The following is a 20,370-nucleotide window of genomic DNA, read 5'->3' as shown; positions in this document are numbered from 1 at the left end:
TTATGGCCGAATGATAGCAAATGCCTTAAAAAAACTAAATATCACTGCACTAAACCAGATGCAGGAATCTGCTGTGCAGGCAGCCAAAACCGGGAAAGATGTGGTGTTAATTGCACCAACCGGTTCGGGGAAAACGCTGGCCTTTTTATTGCCTGTACTGGCCAATTTAAAGCAAGGTGTTAAAGGGGTGCAGGCATTGGTTTTGGTACCATCGCGCGAGCTGGCCTTGCAAATTGAACAGGTATTTAAGCAGATGGGTACATCTTTTAAAGTAAATTGCTGTTATGGCGGCCATGCTGTACGCGTAGAAAAGAACAATCTGGCACATCCGCCGGCGCTACTCATTGGTACCCCAGGCAGGATAGCTTATCACCTCGATAACCAGAATTTCGACGAATCTTTTATTGAAACACTCGTTTTAGATGAATTTGACAAGTCGCTCGAGTTTGGTTTCGAAAATGATATGTCGTACATCATCGGTTCATTATTGTCATTAAAGCAGCGCATGCTTACTTCGGCTACAAAAATGGAAGAAATTCCGGCCTTTGTTAAAATTAATGCACCTGCAGAAGTTGATTTTTCTAAAAACATAACTATTAAGCCAGCATTAAAGCTGAAGAAAATAACCGCACCAGCCGCCGATAAACTTGATTACCTGTTCAGGCTGCTGAGTAAAATAGGGAATAAAAACACACTCGTTTTTTGTAATCACCGCGAAACTGTAGACCGTATTAGCGATTTGTTGTTTGAACATGGTCTTGGTCACGATGTTTTTCATGGTGGTATGGAGCAGTTCGATCGCGAAAAAGCACTACTGAAATTCAGGAACGGAAGCCATAAAATTTTAATTACTACCGATCTTGCAGCCCGTGGTTTAGATATTCCGGAGGTTGAACATATTGTGCATTACCAATTGCCTTACACCGAAGATGCTTATATTCACCGTAACGGTCGTACGGCGCGTATGCATGCAAAAGGAACGGCTTATGCCATTTTAACCAGCGAAGAAAACTACAAATACCTGCCCGACGATATAGAAGAAGAAGTTTTATCAGATCGTTACGACTTGCCTGAGGCGAGCGATTGGGTAACTTTATATCTTGCCCATGGTAAGAAGGATAAAATTAACAAGATTGATATTGTTGGCCTGTTTTTACATAAGGGAGATTTAACCAAAGATGATTTAGGTTTAATCGAAGTTAAAGACACCACAAGTTATATAGCGGTAAAACGAAGCAAGGTAGCCCAATTGTTAAAAAAGCTAAACGGCGAAAAAATTAAAGGAAAGAAACTTAAATTAGATATAGCGAGTTAGAAATGAGCTTGGGGTGGAAAGTTCGGAGTTGTGAGTTAAATCCTGCAATCTTAACTTTCCAACATTTAACATTTCAACCTTCCAGCATTACAACATCAATTCATTTTACAATACAAACCGCATGAGCAACAACGATATATTAAAAAAACTTAGAGTAGCCTTATCACTTAAAACAGAAGATATTATTACCATTTGTGATTTAGTGGGTTTTAAGGTAACTAAAGCGGAGTTGGGCGATATTTTCAGAAATGAAGACCACGAAAATTTTAAGCCCTGCGGCGATCAGATCCTGCGAAACTTTTTAAATGGTCTTGTAATTTATAAAAGAGGCCCTAGAGATGAAAAAAAGCAATAATTCCTGCTTTTTATTATTTTTTGTACTGCTTATTCTCTCTGTTAACGCGCGCGCTCAATCTAAAGTAACTGGTAGTGTAACTGATTCACTGAAAAAGCCCATAGAAGGGGTGAGTATCCAGATAATGACCGATAAGGATACCCTGCGTACAACTTCGGGTGCCAGGGGTGATTTTTCCTTTCATAAAGTAAACAGCAATAAGTTCTATCTTGTTGTGAAGGCTTTGGGCTATAAACCTTTTACTTCCGTTTACGAAATAGAACCATCTAAAAAAGGATCAGTTTTAGAGCCTATTACGCTTAAAACTGAAACCATTCGTTTGGAAGATGTAGAGGTTAAAGTAAAGGTAGATCCGATAAAAATTAAAAAAGATACCATCGAGTACAACGCAGGTGCCTACACTGTAAGGGAAAACGATAAGGTAGAAGACCTGCTGAAACAGCTGCAAGGTATTGAAGTTGATGAAAAAGGTGCCGTTACCGCTATGGGCAAAAAAATGACCAAACTGCGGGTAAATGGCGAGGATTTTTTTACCAGTAATGTAGAAGATTACATCAGGCAGTTACCAGCTGATATTATTGCCAAGCTGCAGGTAATAGACGATTATGGCGATGAAGCCAATTTTACAGGTATAAAAGTGGGTACCCCTCAAAAAATGTTAAACCTGGTTACCAAACCCGGGATGGACAAAGGTGTTTTTGGCGGAGTAAATGCATCATCAGCCACCAATAATGCACATAACCTGGGAACAACAGGAAGTATCTGGAAAAAAACAAAGCAAATTGGTTTTGGTGGTCGCTACGGATTAACCGATAATGAGTTTAGCAAGCTACATAATACCGGCTTAAACGGAAACATCAGAGATAAAATTTCTAAGGAGTTTAGTGTTAACGCCAATTACAATTTTAACAATAACCGCAATAATTCTATTCAGAGTACCTATCTCGAAACATTTAATCCGCAAGGAACCATTTATGATTTACGGGAGAGCGCCAATAATAGCAGCTCACTTAACAACAACATAAACCTTGGACTAAACGGGGCTACTAAAAAGAACTATTTCAATGCAGCGCTTTCGGGATCGTTGGGCAGCAGTAAAAACAATGCTTTTTCAACTTCCGATAAAACAGGGATTATCAGGCAAGACCTTATTTCTAACTCCGGTTCGAGAAACAATAGCCCAAATATAGGTGGTAATATTAACTGGTCGCGGCGCTTATCGAACAACAGGCGGTCGTTATCAATGGGTTTTAATTTTAGTACTAATGAGGTCAAATCAAACAGCAGTATTAACGATATTATTCGTTATTACAACGAAACAACCAATGTACTGGTTAAAGATTCGCTGTTAAACCGCCTTGTTGAAAACGATACCCGTAGTTCCAATGTAGGAGGGAACATTCAGTTTTCCAATTCATTAAAGCGGGCTAACGATAGTACAGGGTATAGTTTTATCAATTTATCGTACCGCTTTTCGGTAAGCAGGAGCCAGAATACCCAAAATACTACCGTTACCGATAAATTTGGAGCCAGCTTTCTGGTCGATTCGCTGGGACAGAATTACGTTTCGAATTTTATTAACCAGAACATTAGCATTGGGTTTAATACAAATGCGAAAAAGATCAGTTATAATTTCGGGTTAAATTTTTCGCCCAGCATTATTATCGGTAAATACCAGAATACAGGAGAGCAACTGCGCAATTATCAGTTAAATTTTTCGCCTTCCGGTAACCTCAGCTACCAGATTAAAGAAAACAGGAGCTTAAGTTTTGGTTATAATGGCTATACCAGTTCGCCAGATTTTAATAAGCTTCAGCCCATCCGCAACAATAACGATGTGCAAAACCTCATTATTGGAAATCCTGATTTGAAGGCCACTACAAGCCACTCGGCCGATCTCAGCTATAACCAGTTTGGTGCTAAATCTGGCTGGAGCATTATGGCGGGTTTATCGGGTTCATTTGCATTTAACAGCGTGGTGAGCAATACCATTTTTTTAAGAGATACACTGAATAGTTTAAAACAGCAAACTACCTACGAAAATGTAAATGGCATTTATAATGTTGGCGGCAATTACTCGCTAAACAAACGCCTAATGACCAATAAACTTTCATTGTCTTTAAATGGGAATGTAGCTTACAGTCACAATGTTTTTTATACCGATAATGTATTAAACAGGAGCAGCGGAATAAACCTCTCCAATGCGTTCAGGTTTAGCCTTAACGAGAAGAAATTTTCGGTAAACAGCAGTGTATCGTACAGTTTTAGTTCGAACACCTATTCTATTTTGAACCAGAACATTAAAAATGTACAGGTTTTGGCCTTAAATGGTGGTGCAAGCTGGATTCCGAACAAGCGTTTCAGGTTGAACGCCTCAGCCTCTAAAAGCCTTAATTTCGGCTATAATTTAAATGCCGGCAATCCGCTTTTGGTAAATATGGGCATGAATGCCAATTTCTTAAAAGATAACAGGCTTGGTTTTGCAGTTCAGGCGAACGATCTTTTTAACCAGGGGGCACTTTTCCAAACCAGTATTACCAACAATTCCATCTCCGAGAACAGAACGCGGTTCATTAGCAGGTTTGTACAAGCCACTCTTACTTATAGCATCAGCAAATTTGGCGATAAAAGAATCAGGAGCAGGGTTAACAATTTTAATACAAGCGAATTGAACTAAAGCTGAAATTAAATTTTAGTTTAGCGCTTCTTTTAAACAGTCCTAAGCCTTATGAAGAGCTATATCCTATTTTTCCTTTTAGTGATTACCACAGGCGGCTTATCAGCGCAAAGTGTTGATGCCGATTCGTTAAAAACTAAACCGAAAAAAGAAAATTTTGCCGATGATTGGGCTGCCCTTACCAAGTATGAGAAAGAAAACGCGCTTTTGCCGCCCGAAAGCGGAAGGAAAAAAGAGTTGTGTTTTTAGGGAGTTCGATTTTTGAATTCTGGAAACAAAAAGATCCGGGGTATTTTAACGATAAGCCTTACCTGGACAGGGGTATTAGCGGACAGATTTCGCCACAGCTATTAATCCGGTTTAGGCAGGATGTGATTAACCTTAAGCCAAAAGCTGTAATTATTTTAGCAGGAAGCAATGATATTGCTGGTAATACCGGCCATGTTACCAACCAAAAGATAATGGATAACATTAAAACCATGGCCGAGCTAGCCAAATTACACCGCATTAAAGTTATCCTTTGCAAATACCTTCCGGTTTACCAGTATCCATGGAATAAAAGCGTACATGCTGCCGAAGAAATTATGGCACTAAATGAGCTGATTGTGGCTTATGCCAAACAAAAACATTTTACCGTATTAGATTACTGGACACCGTTGGTTGACGAACGTAATGGCCAAAGGGCTGAGTTAACGGTTGATGGGGTGCATCCCAATTTGGCGGGTTATAAAATAATGGAAACCGTAACCGAAGCGGCGATTAAAAGAGCATTTAAGAGTCGGCATTAGTTTTACTGGGGAAACGAAACATGCGATGTTAATCTGAGCCTCCGTGGCAACCTGATAAATATTTTTGAAATAAACTTTCAATAATATTTGAAATTTCAGTAATATTGATTTATGTTTGAGTCATCAAAAGCGAGAAAGAAAAGCGGTTGAAACAGATAGGGGAAGTACCCCTAAATTTTTTGATCTATATTTTCAGTTTTTCCTGAAAGTTTAATTTATTGTTGGTGTCAAATCTGCTCATTATGGATTACAATATATTAGGATACAGCATTTTTATTTCGATTATCGTATTCATCATTGTGGTGGTGGGAAAAATCTGCTACCGTAACGGCAATGTTTTCGTAGCCGAACTGATACCAGATCATCTGGAGCTCTGCCAGCAAATTAATAAATCATTACTGGTGGCTTATTATCTGGTAAATATTGGCTACTGCAGTATGACACTGATTGGCTGGGAGACCATCACCTCATCGTTACAGCTTATTGAAATTATGTCCATAAAAGTGGCGACTATCATTTGCATCCTCTCGGTGCTTCATTACTTAAATATCTTTTTGCTCACCAATACCATTCATAAATTAATTAAATAACAATCTAAAAATCCGGATTATGGAAACGACAAAAATTTTAATCGGCTACGCAGTTTATTTACCTGTTGTACTTTTCTTAACTTTTTATGTTTCAAAAACGCTGTTTAAAAATAGTAAAGTGTACATGCTCGATATTTTTAAAGGCCGCGAAGAAATAGCTTTTGCAACCAATAAACTTTTTGAAACAGGTTTTTACCTGCTGAATATCGGTTTTGCACTTTTAATTATGAAAATTACAATCTACGAAAACGATTACCGCAATTTAATCGAAGCGCTAAGTTCTAAAATTGGGGGCTTTGCTATTTACCTTGGCATCATGCTGTTTATTAACCTGTATTTCTTTTTCAGAGGAAAACGAAAAGCGAAAGAAGCTCAAAGACTGGCTCCATTTACAGCATCTATGTAATGGCTATAAAGAAGTCAAGTTTTAAAACTTGACTTCTTCGGAAAATTTTTTATTAACGCCAGTTTCTCAAACAAAAAAAGTCCCGATTTTGATCGGGACTTTTGCTTTAATTTAATTTTTTATATCTGATGCGTTTTGGTGTAACATCACCCAAACGTTTTTTGCGGTTTTCCTCATAGTCAGAGTAGTTACCTTCAAAGAAATACACTTCCGAGTTGCCTTCAAATGCCAGAATATGCGTACAAATCCGGTCTAAGAACCACCTGTCGTGACTGATTACTACCGCACAGCCGCCAAAGTTTTCTAAAGCTTCTTCGAGGGCGCGCAAAGTATTTACATCGATATCGTTGGTAGGCTCATCTAGTAAAAGTACGTTAGCACCTTTTTTAAGGGTAATGGCTAAATGGACACGGTTACGCTCTCCACCTGATAAAATACCTACTTTTTTCTGTTGATCGCCACCATTGAAATTGAATTTGGAAACATAGGCACGTCCATTAACTGCTTTGTTACCCAATTGAATGTTATCTAAACCATCGGTAATGTTCTCATAAACAGTTTTATCGGCATCTAAATCGTTGTGCATCTGATCTACATAACCCAGTTCAACCGTTTCGCCCACACGGAAAGTACCGGCATCGGCTTCTTCCTGCCCGGTAATTAAACGGAATAAAGTGGTTTTACCGGCGCCGTTCGGACCAATAATGCCTACAATACCTGCTGGCGGAAGCGAAAAATTCAGGTTATCGAAAAGCACTTTATCACCATAAGCTTTGGTTACATTGGTCGCTTCGATTACTACATTACCCAAACGCGGTCCGGCAGGGATGAAAAGCTCCAGTTTATCTTCTCTTTCTCTGCCATCTTCTGATGCTAGTTTATCGTAGTTGGCAATACGTGCTTTTGATTTGGCGTGACGTGCTTTTGGTGCCATACGTACCCACTCCAGCTCGCGTTCTAGTGTTTTCTGGCGTTTGCTTTCGGTTTTCTCTTCCTGGGCCAAACGTTTCGCTTTCTGGTCTAACCAGCTGCTGTAATTTCCTTTCCAAGGAATACCTTCACCACGATCTAACTCTAAAATCCATCCGGCCACATTATCCAGGAAGTACCTGTCGTGGGTAACCGCAATAACGGTTCCTTCGTAATTTTGTAAGAACTGTTCTAACCAATCGATACTTTCAGCGTCCAAGTGGTTGGTAGGCTCATCCAATAACAATACATCAGGGTGTTGCAACAGCAAGCGGCACATGGCCACACGACGGCGTTCACCACCTGATAGCACACCAATTTTAGTATCTGGATCAGGGCAGCGCAAAGCATCCATGGCCCTTTCTAATTTCGAATCAATTTCCCAGGCACCTAAAGCATCGATTTTGTCCTGAAGCTGGCCTTGTCTGGCCATCAGTTTATCCATCGCGTCCGGATCAGAATAATTTTCTTCCAAACCAAAGGCTTCGTTTACTTCTTCGTATTCTTTTAAAATAGCAGTAACTTCTGCAACACCTTCCTCTACCACTTCGCGAACGGTTTTTTCGGGATCAAGAATTGGCTCTTGAGCTAAATAACCTACCGAATAACCTGGCGAGAAAACAACTTCACCCTGGTATGATTTATCTAAACCAGCAATGATTTTTAAAAGTGACGATTTACCAGAACCGTTTAAACCAATTACACCAATTTTGGCGCCGTAAAAGAAAGAAAGATAAATATTTTTTAAAACCTGTTTTTGTGGAGGGTAAATTTTATTTACACCCGCCATTGAAAAAATGATTTTCTCGTCTGACATAGTATTTATATGATTTTAATAATGTTTAAACTTTGTATTTTATAAAAAGAGGTTATTTAGATTTAAGACCAGCTTTGCCATTTTCAATGGCTTAGGATCAAATCGCTACAAAGATAGAAACAACAAGGCTATTCCAAAGGGCTTTATTGGTAAACTTAATAAAGTAGTATTAAAAGAAAAACAGGGTTCCCGCGGTACGTGGAAACCCTGTTTTTAATAAGTTAGAAATTCGCCTTAAAAGGCAATATTTTAGTGTTTTTATTTGCGGTATAAAGGACAACGTTTTAGCAGGTATTCTAAAGGGCTGCTGTACGAACCATCGGTATTAGAGAAAAATGCTTTGTGGTTTTGGTTGTAAATACTGGCATTGTTATCCATATAAATGTGAAGGCCAACACTTACATCATAGCGCTGCGCCGCACTGCTATAACTCGAACTCGAAGTTGAGCCACCCCTAATTTTATCATTGTCGTTTCTTTTGATTTTGGTATTGGAATTATCACTGGTAGAACTGGTTTGGTAACCTTTATTTTGGGTAATGCTGCCATCAATAATATATTCTACTCCTAAGGCATCGCAAATATCTTTCATCGAAAACCCCCTGATTTTTTCTTTGGTAATGCCCGCCTGTATTAATTTAGCATTGGTAGTGCGCGGATCTAATATGGTGTAACCTGCGGAATGTTGAGACAGGATGCTGTACGTATCGTCCTGTGCTTTATAGCCCACTTCATCGGCACCAGGCTGGTTATCCATTAGAAATGTAAAAGGCAAAATGGCAATTTTGTTATGATGATCGGCAGGTGTTGCGCTCATGGTTACCTGATCTTTTTGGCGGTCTTGCGCCGGAAGACTGGCCTGGCTAAAAACTTCGGTACGGCCACTGGCATAGGTTACTTTCTGGATGTCAGATTTTTTGATTGAATACTCGAGGGTTTCGCCAGCATAAACAAAAGAAATGTCAGTATCGGTAATCCGGGTTACTTTTCCTTTCATTTCTTCTCCGTTGGTTTTTTGAATAATGTCTACCCTGGTAGTTTTAGTTTGTGCAAGAACATTGAACGAGAGCAATATCGCTAAAATAAATAAATGTATTTTTTTCATGTTAATAGGTTTATGACCCAAATATAATTATAACATGCCTGAATTTTTAGGGGTTGTGATGAAAATCAAGTCAATTCTGTAGTGAAATTTCAAAATGCAGGTACTTAAAACTAATTGATATAATTTTGTATTATTGGTATTAATTACGCCGCTTATGAAAATCAAAAAACTGTTGCTTCTCTTATTTATGTTACCGTTTGTCTTAAACATGGCCCGGGCACAAAATAAGGATAGCGTAAATATCCTTAAGCCTGCTGATAGTTTGAAACGGAGCTTTGTAGAGCGGATGCAGGATTTTGCCAAAAGTTCGGCTAAAAAAAGCAAGGCTGAATTAGCAGCAGATAAAGCAACAATCGATCAGATTAGGATATTTGAACAAGCCAGGAAAGCCATACAAAAGGCCAAAAACTACCTGAACAACGGTTTAGATACGCCGGGAATAAAAACCCAATTGAGAGAGATAGATGATGATTTTGCGCGGGCGAGTGATGGGGTGTTTATAAATAAGGGTACATCACAAACTTTTCGCAACCTAACGGCAACTTCCAAAATATTAACCGAACTGCTTAATAAAGCGAGTGCCCGAAAACTCAGCTTGGATGCCAGTCAGCAACAACTCAATAATTTTCGTTATCAGCTGGATTCTTTGTCGAGCGAACCTGCGCTTTTTAAGTTTCCGCAAGATTCGGTTTCATTAATGAAATACCTGCAGAAGGTTGTGCTTGTAGCTAAAGAGATTAAGCCGGTTGATAGTATGCTTAAAATTGCGAATGCCAATATTCAAAATTTATTAGCGCAGGTAAATGTTACCGTTTTTAAATTACAAAACCATTTAGAAGAAATAGCAGCCTATCAGGAAGAAATGGCAGGCAATAGTTTTAAACGTGAATTTGGTAATATTTTAGGACCGGAAGGACATTATCGACCGTTTGGCGAAATACTGACCCACTCCTGGGTCAAAGGGGTAATGACCCTAGGCTTTTATGCCGAAAATAATTATGGAAAATTACTGACACTGATGCTGCTGGTTTTTTTATCGTGCACTTATCTTAAATCACTTAAAAGTATTTATATCGAATCGAATTTGTTGCGCCCGGATATGGACGGTCAACTGGTAATCAGGTATCCGTTTTTATCGGCATTGCTAATTGTTACCAGCATATTTCAGTTCATTTTCAGGTCACCACCCTTTATTCTCAATGTCATATTCTGGATAACTTCCTGTCTGTCCTTAAGTATCATTTTCAGAAAGTTCATCAATAAGTACTGGATGAATGTGTGGATAACCATGGTTATACTTTTTATGCTCGCTGCGGTTGATAATCTGGTATTGCAGGCCTCACGAACAGAAAGGTGGCAGATTTTGATTATTTCTTGTGCCGGAGTAATTTTTGGTTTGTTTACTTTGTTAAGGGGTAAAAGGGATACGCTAAGAGAGAAATGGATTGTATATTCGATTGGTTTTATGGTAGTGTTAGAGGCATTCTCGATGCTTTCGAATATATTGGGCAGGTATAATCTGGCTAAAACACTTTTTATAAGCGGTTACCTAAATGTGGTGGTAGCAATACTTTTCCTCTGGACGGTTAGGCTAATTAACGAAGGACTGTTTTTAGCTTTCAACATCTACTCGGGGCAAGATAAAAAGCTGTTTTATCTCAATTTTTCTAAAGTAGGTAAACGGGCACCGCTATTGTTTTATGGATTGCTTGTAGCAGGCTGGCTGGTACTTTTCGGTCGTAATTTTCCAGCCTATAACTATTTCTCGAAACCATTAAAAGAGTTCTTTAGCAATGATAGAACCATAGGCGATTATACTTTTAGTATCAATACGGTTTTATTGTTTATCGTAATTATCGTAATCTCATTAATTGTTTCGAAGGTCGTATCGTTTTTTGCTACCGATAAACATTTAGAGCATAAAGACGATCAAAAAAACTATGGCATAGGCAGCTGGTTGCTTTTGGTTCGTATTGCCATTCTGGCCATTGGCCTGTTTTTGGCCATTGCAGCTGCAGGTATACCGGTAGATCGGATTACGATTATCCTGGGCGCCTTGGGTGTGGGTATTGGTTTTGGTTTACAGACTTTGGTAAACAATCTGGTGAGCGGGTTAATTATTGCCTTCGAAAAACCGGTAAATGTTGGCGATATTGTGGATGTTGACGGCCAGGGTGGCACCATGAAATCGATTGGGTTTAGAAGTAGTGTAATTTCGACCTGGGATGGTGCCGACGTGGTAATGCCCAATGGCGATTTGCTAAACGCACACCTTATCAACTGGTCGTTGGGCGGAAACCGTAAACGGGTATCCATAATTGTTGGCGTTGCCTATCAAACTGATCTTGAAAAAACCAGAAAGGTTTTAATGCAGGTATTGGGAGACGAAGAGCGCATTGCCAAAAACCCGGGGCCGCTGGTGCAGTTTGAACAGTTTGCCAGTAGTGCCATTGATATTAGAATTTATTTTTGGACTAAGCACATTGGTCAGGCAAATTCAACTAAAAGCGATCTTATTGTTGCCATTAACGAGGCTTTCAAAGCTAATGATATCAGTATTCCTTTTCAGCAGCAAGAAATTACGGTACGCTATCCTAAAGAAGAATAGCAGGAGTGTTTGGACCAGGCTAAATTTGTATGAATTTAAGGTTGATGAACCAGTTTCTAACTTCGTTTTAATTTAATTATCAGCAAATTTTCATAATACCAGCTGATTGATAACTTGATGAATAAATGTTTTACTTTTAAAACACGGATTAATTCTTAGTAGATACCGTAAACGTTAGTAAATTTAAAAAGCTTTTCAGGATTGAAAGGCTTTTTTACTTAATGGTACGCTTAAGTTTTGGCCCTGTTTTCTGAAAACAAAAACAACCTAATTAAGGTTATTGCCGTATAGTAATTAACGCAACAATACAATGGCAGCATTAGCTTGTTGATTTTTATCTAATGAAAATGTTAAATGATGGCATGATACTTTTAATTTTCTGTCAAAACTTGTAAATTGCCTATATAAATAGATACATTTTGTCAGTTTTTAAGTGAGGAAAAATACTTACAATAAACCGACAATAAAATTATTTTTAGCGTATGTTTTTGGCAAAACCCGCTTTAAAACCTTTATTGCACTTATTACGTAGATAAATACAAATAAAATAATATTTATCGAAACGACATTCTTACATTGATTTTAAGCCTTTCAGGCGTTTAAAGGCCGCTTTATCCACCCGTATGGCGCAATTGTTGATAAAATAAAGAAAACAGCACCTACTCTTTTTATAATTTATTTTATAGTTTAGGGACGTAGCTGTTAAGAAAGGTATTATGGAAGCAAAATTTTCACCACAGGTTAAAGATGTAATCTCTTTTAGTAGGGAGGAAGCGCTCCGCTTAGGGCACGATTACATCGGAACCGAGCATTTATTATTAGGCCTCATCCGCGAAGGCGATGGTATGGCAATAAAAATTTTACGATCGTTAGGAGTTGATACTGGTAAATTGCGCCGCTCAATTGAAGATGCCGTTCGCGGTACATCGAGTGTTACAGTAAACTTAGGCAATATTCCGTTGACGAAACAGGCCGAAAAAGTTTTAAAGATTACTTACTTAGAAGCTAAAATATTTAAAAGCGATTTAATTGGCACCGAACATTTATTGCTATCGGTTTTGAGAGATGATGATAACATTGCCTCACAAATCTTGTTACAGTATGGCGTTACTTATGATGTTTTTAAACAAGAGGTAGAAGTAAATAAGAACGGATTCAGAGACGATATTTCGAACAGTGCCTCTACAGGTGGTGATGATGATTATCGCGAAGAAGAAAGCTTTAGTACACCTAAAAAGGTTTCAGATATAAAATCGAAAACTCCGGTTTTAGATAATTTCGGTCGAGATTTAACCAAGGCAGCAGAAGAAGGTCGCTTAGACCCGATTGTTGGCCGCGAGAAAGAAATTGAACGCGTATCACAGATTTTATCTCGTAGAAAAAAGAACAACCCGATTTTGATTGGAGAACCGGGCGTTGGTAAATCGGCAATTGCAGAAGGTTTGGCCTTACGTATTGTACAACGTAAAGTTTCGCGTGTGCTATTTGGCAAACGTGTAGTTACTTTAGATTTAGCTTCGCTGGTGGCCGGTACAAAATACCGTGGTCAGTTCGAAGAGCGTATGAAAGCCGTGATGAACGAGCTTGAAAAATCTACTGATGTAATTTTATTTATTGATGAGATTCATACCATTGTTGGCGCAGGAGGTGCATCGGGTTCGCTTGATGCTTCAAACATGTTTAAACCAGCTTTGGCCAGGGGTGAAATTCAATGTATTGGTGCCACTACTTTAGATGAGTACCGTCAGTACATTGAAAAAGATGGTGCTTTAGACCGTCGTTTCCAAAAAGTGATGGTTGAGCCAGCAACTCCTGATGAAACTGTAGAGATTTTAACCCGTATTAAAGATAAGTATGAAGAGCATCACGGTGTAACTTATACAGACGAGGCAATTCAGGCCTGTGTTACTTTAACATCGCGTTATATTTCTGACCGTTTCTTGCCTGATAAAGCTATTGATGCTTTGGATGAGGCAGGATCGAGAGTTCACTTAACCAACATCCATGTTCCTCAAAACATTATTGATATCGAAGCTAAAATTGAAGATATCAAGTTAGAGAAAAACAAGGTTGTTCGCAGTCAGAAATACGAAGAAGCTGCGAAGCTCCGCGATACAGAGAAAAATTTAATTGAAGAATTAGATAAAGCCAAAGCAGAGTGGGAAGCTGAAACCAAAACCAAACGTTACGAAGTATCAGAAGATAATGTAGCAGAGGTGGTAGCCATGATGACAGGTATTCCGGTGCAACGTGTTGGCCAAACCGATAGCCAAAAGCTATTGAATATGTACGACAAAGTGGCCGAGAAAATTATCGGCCAAGATGATGCGATTAAGAAATTAACCAAAGCCATCCAACGTACAAGAGCCGGATTAAAAGATCCTAAAAAACCAATTGGTTCGTTTATTTTCTTAGGTCCAACTGGTGTAGGTAAAACAGAATTGGCAAAAGAACTGGCCCGTTTCATGTTTGATAGCGACGATTCGCTGATTCAGATTGACATGAGCGAGTACATGGAGAAATTTGCAGTATCGCGTTTAGTAGGAGCGCCTCCGGGATATGTAGGTTATGAAGAAGGTGGACAGTTAACTGAAAAAGTTAGAAGAAAACCTTATGCGGTAATCTTATTGGATGAGATTGAAAAAGCACATCCTGATGTATTCAATATCTTATTGCAGGTTTTAGACGAAGGACAATTAACCGATAGCTTAGGCCGTAAAGTTGATTTTAGAAATACGATCATCATCATGACTTCTAACATTGGCGCACGCCAGTTGAAAGATTTCGGTCAGGGGGTTGGTTTCTCTACTTCGGCAAAAAACAATCAGGCCGAATCGCACAGCCGCGGTGTAATTGAAAGTGCTTTAAAACGCGCTTTTGCACCAGAGTTTTTAAACCGCGTTGATGATGTGGTTGTATTCAATAGCTTAGGTAAAGAAGAAATCTTCAAAATTATCGATATCGAATTAAAAGCTTTATTCGGTCGTGTACATACTTTAGGTTATGATATTGCTTTAACCGAAAATGCAAAAGAATACATTGCTGAGAAAGGTTTTGATAGTAATTTTGGTGCCCGTCCTTTAAAAAGGGCTATCCAGAAATACCTTGAAGATCCGATCGCAGAAGAAATCCTTAAAGGCGAATTAACCGAAGGAGATGTTTTAGAAATTGATTATGATAAAACAACAGATCTGATTTCGGTAAATCACAAAAAAGGCGAAAAGAAGAAAGAACAATCAGCAGAAGAAGATTCATCTGCTAAATAACTCAAAACTCCCGATGGAAATCGGGAGTTTTTTGTTTAAAATACCCTGTGGATGTCTGTTAGTTGTTTATGGAGTATGAAAAAGATTATGGTGGAGGATTATTTTTTAAAAAATCAATGTATCTTTCGCTAAACAAACCATAGTCATGAAATCTATCGTCCCTAAATTAATGTGCTTAGCGTTATGCTGTGCTCTCATGTCATGTAAAAAAGGAACAGACTCTACCACTACAGAGATGCCTACAACATTAAAAATAGAAGTCTCAACCACCACCAATATCAATAACGATGCGCTTTTAAAGTTGGTTAACGATATCCGTTCTGCTGGTTGTAATTGCGGTACTACTAAAATGCCGTCGGTTGGGGCACTAACCTGGAATGTAAATTTATCTTCAGCGGCTCTTTATCAGAGTAAATACACTGCTTCTATTAAAAGCTTGGTGCACACCTCTGCAAATGGCGAAACGGTTGGCACACGCGTTAGCGCAACAGGTTATAACTGGACAACCGTAGGCGAAAATTTAGCATCTGGGCAAACTACAGAAGTGCAGGTTTTTAATGAATGGATTGCAAGCGAAAGCCATTGCAAAAACATTATGACAGCATCTTTTAAAGAAATGGGGGCTGCCAGAACGGATAATTATTGGGCTCAGGTTTTTGCTTCTAAATAATTATTAGTTGTCATTTCGAGCGAAGCAAGCCGGTTTTCACCAGTAGCGCAACGCCTGCCCGTACAGGTGGGGAGAAATCTTTTCAAGTTAGATTTAGCTTCGCTGAGCACTGCGTGGTTCTCGACTCCGCTGCACTCCGCTCGAAATGACGATTATCTTCACATTAACTCCTTCAAGGCCTGATAATAGCGTTCGTAATTTTGAGGGTCGGTATTCAAAAATAGAAATGGCTCAATAAGTTCCAGTTCCATCAGTAAAAATTCGCCCTTTACAAAAGTGCCATCAACGCGTGCATAGAGACAGTTTTTTGCAAATAAATCTATGTATTGTTGTGCTATGGCAATTTGATTTTTATCAGGGCTTTGCGGATGAACTGAACCGCCATGGGCAGGCTGAACCCTAAAATCGCCAGGTTTTGCCTGTTTAATCAAGGAATGGCTGTATACCCCATTAAAGAAAATAAAAGACCATTCTCCATTTTCGAGAATTTCGGGCAAAAAGGGTTGTACAATAAAGTCTTCTTCCTGCAACAGCTCATTTAGCTTTTGGTTTACTACATCCACATTATCAGCTGTAACCTTGAAAGTATTTTTAGCCCCGCCGCTTACACAGGGTTTTACAATCAGTTTATCTACCCCAAATTTCCCGAAAAAATCGTTCAGTTTAACACTTTCCTGCTTGTGAATGAAGGTACTGGGAGTAATTTTTAAACCAGCCGCTTCAATTTCCTGCAGGTATAATTTATTTGAATTCCATTTTACCAACCCAATTGGGTTAAGCAACCTTACATTTAAATGTGCTAATTTTTCAAGCCAATGGTAAAAATCGGTTATGAGGTCAAAATAATCCCAGGGAGACTTTAGAATGGCTAAATTATAATCTTGCCAGTTAATTTCAGGATCATTCCAGATAACTTTTTCAATGTGCAATCCTTTCTCCTTTAAAAAATTTAAGAGTTTATCATCTTCGCTTTCAACAGTGGCGCTATCGTAAGCGCCTTTATCCAGATAGGTAACTAATGCAATATTCATGGCACAAAATTATAGCAAATTATGAATTTAACCGGTTAATATTTCGATTAAAACAAACTGATCTGATCGCTTGGGATTTTAAAAAGGTTGTGGTTTAGAATAATATCTTTAACATTTAAGCCATTTAAACGGCAGTGCAGCCTGAAATTGTCTCTGATCATTTGAGAAATATTACCATCCCCCCGCATTCTATCTCCAAATCTGCTGTCGTTTACATTTCCACCATGGCAGCTTTGTATCATGTGCCAAACTTTATCAAAACGATCAGGGAAATTTTTACGGAGCCAGTCTTCAAATATCTGCGCAATGGCACCATTTAACCGCACCACGGTATAGCCTGCTTTTATGGCACCAGCATTGGCAACGGCTTTTAATATTTTTGGAATTTCATGATCGCTTAATCCGGGTACGAGCGGTGCAACCATAACCCCCATAGGGATGCCCGCCTGGCTCAATTCTTCAACAACCCTTAACCTTTGCTTGGCAGTGGTGGTACGGGGTTCCATTACCTGCCTTAAGTCTTCGTTTAAACTGTTAATGGAAACATAAACCATGCAAAGGTTCAGCTTAGCCATTTCCTGCAAAATATCCTTATCACGTAAGATTAACGAGTTTTTGGTGATCATGCCAATGGGCTGTTTATAAGCCAGGGCAATTTCGAGCAACTGCCGGGTAAGCTTAAATTTTCTTTCGGCAGGCTGATAGCAGTCGGTATTGCCTGAGAGTGAAATGGTAGTGGCATCCCAGCCTTTTTTCTCTAAAAAATTTTTAAAGAGGGTAGGAGCATCCTGCTTTACAATAATTTTGCGTTCAAATTCTATCCCTGCGCTATAACCCCAGTATTGGTGCGAGTTGCGGGCATAACAGTAGGTGCAGCCGTGCTCGCAGCCCTGATAAGGGTTTAGGGAATAAGCCATGCCTACATCCGGGCTATCAACCTTATTCACAATGGTTTTCGAATGCTCAAAAATAAACGAGGTTTTGCGGTCGCTTTCCTCCCAATCGTCTATCCCTTCATCGTGTTCCTTTACATAAACATCCTTTAAAAATTTATTGTGTGGATTAACCTGAGCCCTCGCCCTTTAAAATACTGTTTTTCTTCTCCGCTAATCATAGTTAAAATTACTAATATTTTTAGTAATTCTAATTATTGAAGAACACTACTTTTCCACAATTATAAAAATGCAGGTTTTACTTTTTAGGGAGTGGAATATAATCCATAGGTACCATATCGGCTACTTTTTCGTAAGCCCAGTAACCCTCAAATAAGAGCGATCTCGAATCGTAAATGCCACCGTTTTCGTAGAAACGAACACCTTCACCCGTTAAATTGGCTACCGAGATTTCATTTTCTGGCACATCCAAAGGCCTGAAGATCCAGAAACCAGTGTTAGAGTAAGCCAGGGATTCTTTTTCTTTGGTGTATTGGATCAGCAGGGCATCGGTATAACTCAGGTACTTTAAGTTTTGGTTGTAATAATGTACAAGTGTATCAGTTAGTACATCAGCCCGAGAAAATTTATCGATGGTGCGGGGCATTTCCTTCTGTTTGGTCCAGAAAGCGAGTAAAGCTGTATCTACTTTTCCTTTAGTTTGCCTGATACCTGTTTTTTCTGGTACCGCTTTTATCTTCTCCAGATTGGTATTAATTACATACTCCGGGTAACGGTTTGGATTAGGTACCTTAACCATTTTATTGATAATAAACCCTTCCTCCTGTGCTTTGTTGGCATAGAGCGAACGGAAAAAATGCTGCGAAGAACCATAATAAGCCACTTCTCTGGCTGCAACGTATTTCTTCTTTTTCGAAGCAGAGGCTTTTAGCTCTTCAAAAAACGGGTGACCGGAATAGTAAATAATGTGTGTACGCGAGTTATACTCAAAACGATCGAGCATATATTTCAGGCGGTAGCCCAGCGCTTTATTTTCTACAATCAGGAACTCTGTGGTAGAGACAGTTAAGGTACTTTTGGTAATATCGAAATCAACATTTAAAACCTGCGGATTCAGAATTTTACATTGCAGGGCATTCGGTGTTTTGCCAATAAAGAACTCTTTAAACTGGTTAATGTATTTCTGCCGGTTGGGATCGGCCCTAACAGTTACCTCATCAAGCTGGGCAACATTTTCTTTTAAAACAAGCTCAACTTGCACCGATTTATCAGATATGATTACGCTTTTGGAATAAGGTAGGTAGCCCACAATCTGCACCAGCAAATCATAACTACCTGGTTTGAGGTTGGTCAGCTTAAAACGGCCGTCGTTATCGGCAACAGTGGCAATTTTATACCCGCTTAAATAAATACTTGCACCGGGTAAGCCATCTTTCTGATCGCGCACCAAACCGCTGATCGTGTAGGTGTTTTGTGCAATAGCATTAGCGCCCCAGATCAGGAATATTAGCGACACTAAAAGGCTTTTAATCATGGAGACGAATGTAACCAAAAGGCTTAATATTTATTAAAAAGCAAAAATATTTTTAACAATTTTAACACTTAACCACGGCTTTTTTACGGTCGTGGTGGCAAATAATCCATAGGTACACTGTCTGCGATTTTCTCCCATGCCCAATAGCCCGAGAAAAGCATCGACCGTGGGTTATAAATACCTCCGTTTTCGTAAAAATAAACCGGTGCCTGCTGTATCGTAATGGTTGATACCTGATAACCAAAATAGTCGGGTGGTCTGCTAATAGAAAAGCCAAGCTTGCCTGTAAAGGTAGGGTCTTCACTTTCTTTGGAGTAAACCACATAAAGCTTACCGGTAAAGTTCATTTCTTTAATGGCACTATCAGGTGTTAAGTGGGCCAGGGTATCCTGAAGTACAGGTGCTTTGCTCAGTACCGAAATTTCTTTAGGCAAATTTTTCTTCTTGATCCAGTAATTTAACGAATCGCCAACAGTGAGGTGGACGTTACCGGTAAAAGTTTGTGCCTGGGTAAAACGCTTAATGTTTGCATTAATCAGGCTATCCTTAGGCTTATCACGATTCGGAATACTTTGTAGTTTATTGATGATAAACCCTTCTTCAGTAGCTTTTTTATGGTACAATGATTTGAAAAAATGCTGTGGCGAACCAAGATAAGCGGTTAAACGCATTTTATCCCAGATTTCTTTTTTACGTTTCGATCCTTTTAAATCTTCATATGTAGGATAACCCTGATAATAAATGATATTGGTTTTGCGGCTGTATTCGAAATTATTAACTAAGTATTTGATCCGGTAGCCGAGTGCTTTGTTTTCGATAATCAGAAACTGATTACTTTTTACCGTAAGCAAAGCATTATCCTTATCATAATCGATAATGAGCACATTGGGGTTAATGAGTTTACACTGTGCTGCATTTGGAGTTGTACCAATAAAAAAATCTTTAAATAATGCAATGTAATAGGCCCTGTTGGGATCTGGTTTTATGGTTACTTCTTCCAATTGGGTAACACTTTCTTCAAGGAGCAGATCGAGCCTTATATCTTTATCGGCAACCACTACATTTTTATTGAGCGCTTTATAACCCAGTAGCTGTACCAGGATATCGTAGTTTCCTGGCTTTAGCGGAAGTTTATAAGCCCCGTTATTATCAGAAGAAGTGGCAATTTTATAGCCACTTACATAAATACCGGCTCCGGGTAATACTTCTCCACGTTTATCCTTCACCACACCAGTAAGGGTATAGTTTTGCGCAGAACACAATGTGCCGGCCATAATAAGCGAGAGTAGAATTAATAATGATTTCATCGATTAAATATAAACTAATTGCTTAGTTTTAATAATGCTT

General features: G+C 39.0%; 15 protein-coding genes and 1 pseudogene. 10 read left to right on the top strand and 6 right to left on the bottom strand.

Annotated elements, in window-relative coordinates; translation table 11 throughout:
* Positions 1 to 10: 10 nt before the first annotated feature.
* The 7 genes from G7074_RS03725 to G7074_RS03700 all read left to right on the top strand — a co-directional run bounded on the left by G7074_RS03725 (position 11) and on the right by G7074_RS03700 (position 6,131).
* Positions 11 to 1,315 carry a DEAD/DEAH box helicase gene (locus G7074_RS03725; protein ID WP_166207048.1) on the top strand — a complete coding sequence of 435 codons (1,305 nt, stop codon included), beginning with the start codon at positions 11 to 13 and terminating at the stop codon, positions 1,313 to 1,315.
* Positions 1,316 to 1,436: 121 nt separating this feature from the next.
* Entirely contained in the window at positions 1,437 to 1,670 is a 234-nt protein-coding gene (locus G7074_RS03720) for a DUF1456 family protein (protein WP_029274124.1), read from the top strand.
* Positions 1,654 to 4,347 carry a TonB-dependent receptor domain-containing protein gene (locus G7074_RS03715; protein ID WP_166207045.1) on the top strand — a complete coding sequence of 898 codons (2,694 nt, stop codon included), beginning with the start codon at positions 1,654 to 1,656 and terminating at the stop codon, positions 4,345 to 4,347. The genes G7074_RS03720 and G7074_RS03715 overlap by 17 nt, the downstream gene beginning before the upstream one ends.
* 51 nt (positions 4,348 to 4,398) lie before the next feature.
* A complete protein-coding gene (locus G7074_RS26505) occupies positions 4,399 to 4,596 on the top strand; it encodes a hypothetical protein (RefSeq protein WP_205944154.1) in 198 nt (65 codons plus the stop codon).
* The gene (locus tag G7074_RS03710) at positions 4,587 to 5,135 is read left to right on the top strand and encodes a GDSL-type esterase/lipase family protein (protein WP_205944153.1); all 549 of its coding nucleotides are present in this window, start codon (positions 4,587 to 4,589) and stop codon (positions 5,133 to 5,135) included. The genes G7074_RS26505 and G7074_RS03710 overlap by 10 nt, the downstream gene beginning before the upstream one ends.
* A 242-nt stretch (positions 5,136 to 5,377) precedes the next feature.
* A complete protein-coding gene (locus G7074_RS03705) occupies positions 5,378 to 5,725 on the top strand; it encodes a hypothetical protein (protein WP_124559570.1) in 348 nt (115 codons plus the stop codon).
* Between the two features lie 19 nt (positions 5,726 to 5,744).
* Positions 5,745 to 6,131, top strand: a complete 387-nt coding sequence (locus G7074_RS03700; RefSeq protein ID WP_124559571.1) for a hypothetical protein — start codon at positions 5,745 to 5,747, stop codon at positions 6,129 to 6,131.
* A 106-nt stretch (positions 6,132 to 6,237) separates the two neighbouring features.
* Here G7074_RS03700 and ettA read toward each other — a convergent pair whose 3' ends face one another.
* Both ettA and G7074_RS03690 read right to left on the bottom strand, forming a co-directional pair.
* Complete coding sequence (gene ettA, locus G7074_RS03695; protein WP_124559572.1) at positions 6,238 to 7,917, bottom strand: energy-dependent translational throttle protein EttA; 1,680 nt, start codon at positions 7,915 to 7,917, stop codon at positions 6,238 to 6,240.
* A 258-nt stretch (positions 7,918 to 8,175) separates the two neighbouring features.
* Positions 8,176 to 9,021, bottom strand: a complete 846-nt coding sequence (locus G7074_RS03690; protein ID WP_166207042.1) for a hypothetical protein — start codon at positions 9,019 to 9,021, stop codon at positions 8,176 to 8,178.
* A 154-nt stretch (positions 9,022 to 9,175) separates the two neighbouring features.
* On the opposite strand from G7074_RS03690, the gene G7074_RS03685 reads away from it, so the two are divergent.
* From G7074_RS03685 to G7074_RS03675, 3 genes are all read left to right on the top strand, one after another.
* On the top strand, positions 9,176 to 11,629 hold the full coding sequence (locus tag G7074_RS03685) for a mechanosensitive ion channel family protein (protein ID WP_240916463.1): 2,454 nt from the start codon (positions 9,176 to 9,178) through the stop codon (positions 11,627 to 11,629).
* A gap of 716 nt (positions 11,630 to 12,345) precedes the next feature.
* Positions 12,346 to 14,895, top strand: coding sequence for an ATP-dependent Clp protease ATP-binding subunit (locus G7074_RS03680; RefSeq protein ID WP_124559574.1), 2,550 nt, complete (start codon positions 12,346 to 12,348; stop codon positions 14,893 to 14,895).
* Positions 14,896 to 15,091: 196 nt separating this feature from the next.
* Positions 15,092 to 15,565 (top strand): CAP domain-containing protein, encoded by a 474-nt coding sequence (locus G7074_RS03675; RefSeq protein WP_158674072.1) that lies wholly within the window; start codon positions 15,092 to 15,094, stop codon positions 15,563 to 15,565.
* Positions 15,566 to 15,723: 158 nt separating this feature from the next.
* Here G7074_RS03675 and G7074_RS03670 read toward each other — a convergent pair whose 3' ends face one another.
* The 4 genes and pseudogenes from G7074_RS03670 to G7074_RS03655 form a co-directional block, all read right to left on the bottom strand.
* A complete protein-coding gene (locus G7074_RS03670) occupies positions 15,724 to 16,596 on the bottom strand; it encodes a RimK family alpha-L-glutamate ligase (RefSeq protein WP_124560939.1) in 873 nt (290 codons plus the stop codon).
* A gap of 47 nt (positions 16,597 to 16,643) precedes the next feature.
* Positions 16,644 to 17,609 (bottom strand): annotated as a pseudogene (locus G7074_RS03665) (PA0069 family radical SAM protein); the annotation flags it as partial.
* Positions 17,610 to 17,787: 178 nt separating this feature from the next.
* On the bottom strand, positions 17,788 to 19,005 hold the full coding sequence (locus tag G7074_RS03660; protein ID WP_233603918.1) for a carboxypeptidase-like regulatory domain-containing protein: 1,218 nt from the start codon (positions 19,003 to 19,005) through the stop codon (positions 17,788 to 17,790).
* Between the two features lie 101 nt (positions 19,006 to 19,106).
* Positions 19,107 to 20,330, bottom strand: a complete 1,224-nt coding sequence (locus tag G7074_RS03655; RefSeq protein WP_124560936.1) for a carboxypeptidase-like regulatory domain-containing protein — start codon at positions 20,328 to 20,330, stop codon at positions 19,107 to 19,109.
* Positions 20,331 to 20,370 lie beyond the last annotated feature (40 nt).

The organism is Pedobacter sp. HDW13 (assembly GCF_011303555.1).
GTDB lineage: Bacteria > Bacteroidota > Bacteroidia > Sphingobacteriales > Sphingobacteriaceae > Pedobacter.
This window is presented reverse-complemented; position numbering and strand designations above follow the sequence as displayed.

What these genes read in the sequence shown, in the direction of transcription:
- G7074_RS03725 (WP_166207048.1), top strand. Translation starts at nt 11, where the DNA reads ATGATAGCAAATGCCTTAAAAAAACTAAATATCACTGCACTAAACCAG.
- G7074_RS03720 (WP_029274124.1), top strand. Translation starts at nt 1,437, where the DNA reads ATGAGCAACAACGATATATTAAAAAAACTTAGAGTAGCCTTATCACTT.
- G7074_RS03715 (WP_166207045.1), top strand. Translation starts at nt 1,654, where the DNA reads ATGAAAAAAAGCAATAATTCCTGCTTTTTATTATTTTTTGTACTGCTT.
- G7074_RS26505 (WP_205944154.1), top strand. Translation starts at nt 4,399, where the DNA reads ATGAAGAGCTATATCCTATTTTTCCTTTTAGTGATTACCACAGGCGGC.
- G7074_RS03705 (WP_124559570.1), top strand. Translation starts at nt 5,378, where the DNA reads ATGGATTACAATATATTAGGATACAGCATTTTTATTTCGATTATCGTA.
- G7074_RS03700 (WP_124559571.1), top strand. Translation starts at nt 5,745, where the DNA reads ATGGAAACGACAAAAATTTTAATCGGCTACGCAGTTTATTTACCTGTT.
- ettA (WP_124559572.1), bottom strand. Translation starts at nt 7,917, where the DNA reads ATGTCAGACGAGAAAATCATTTTTTCAATGGCGGGTGTAAATAAAATT.
- G7074_RS03690 (WP_166207042.1), bottom strand. Translation starts at nt 9,021, where the DNA reads ATGAAAAAAATACATTTATTTATTTTAGCGATATTGCTCTCGTTCAAT.
- G7074_RS03685 (WP_240916463.1), top strand. Translation starts at nt 9,176, where the DNA reads ATGAAAATCAAAAAACTGTTGCTTCTCTTATTTATGTTACCGTTTGTC.
- G7074_RS03680 (WP_124559574.1), top strand. Translation starts at nt 12,346, where the DNA reads ATGGAAGCAAAATTTTCACCACAGGTTAAAGATGTAATCTCTTTTAGT.
- G7074_RS03675 (WP_158674072.1), top strand. Translation starts at nt 15,092, where the DNA reads ATGTCATGTAAAAAAGGAACAGACTCTACCACTACAGAGATGCCTACA.
- G7074_RS03670 (WP_124560939.1), bottom strand. Translation starts at nt 16,596, where the DNA reads ATGAATATTGCATTAGTTACCTATCTGGATAAAGGCGCTTACGATAGC.
- G7074_RS03655 (WP_124560936.1), bottom strand. Translation starts at nt 20,330, where the DNA reads ATGAAATCATTATTAATTCTACTCTCGCTTATTATGGCCGGCACATTG.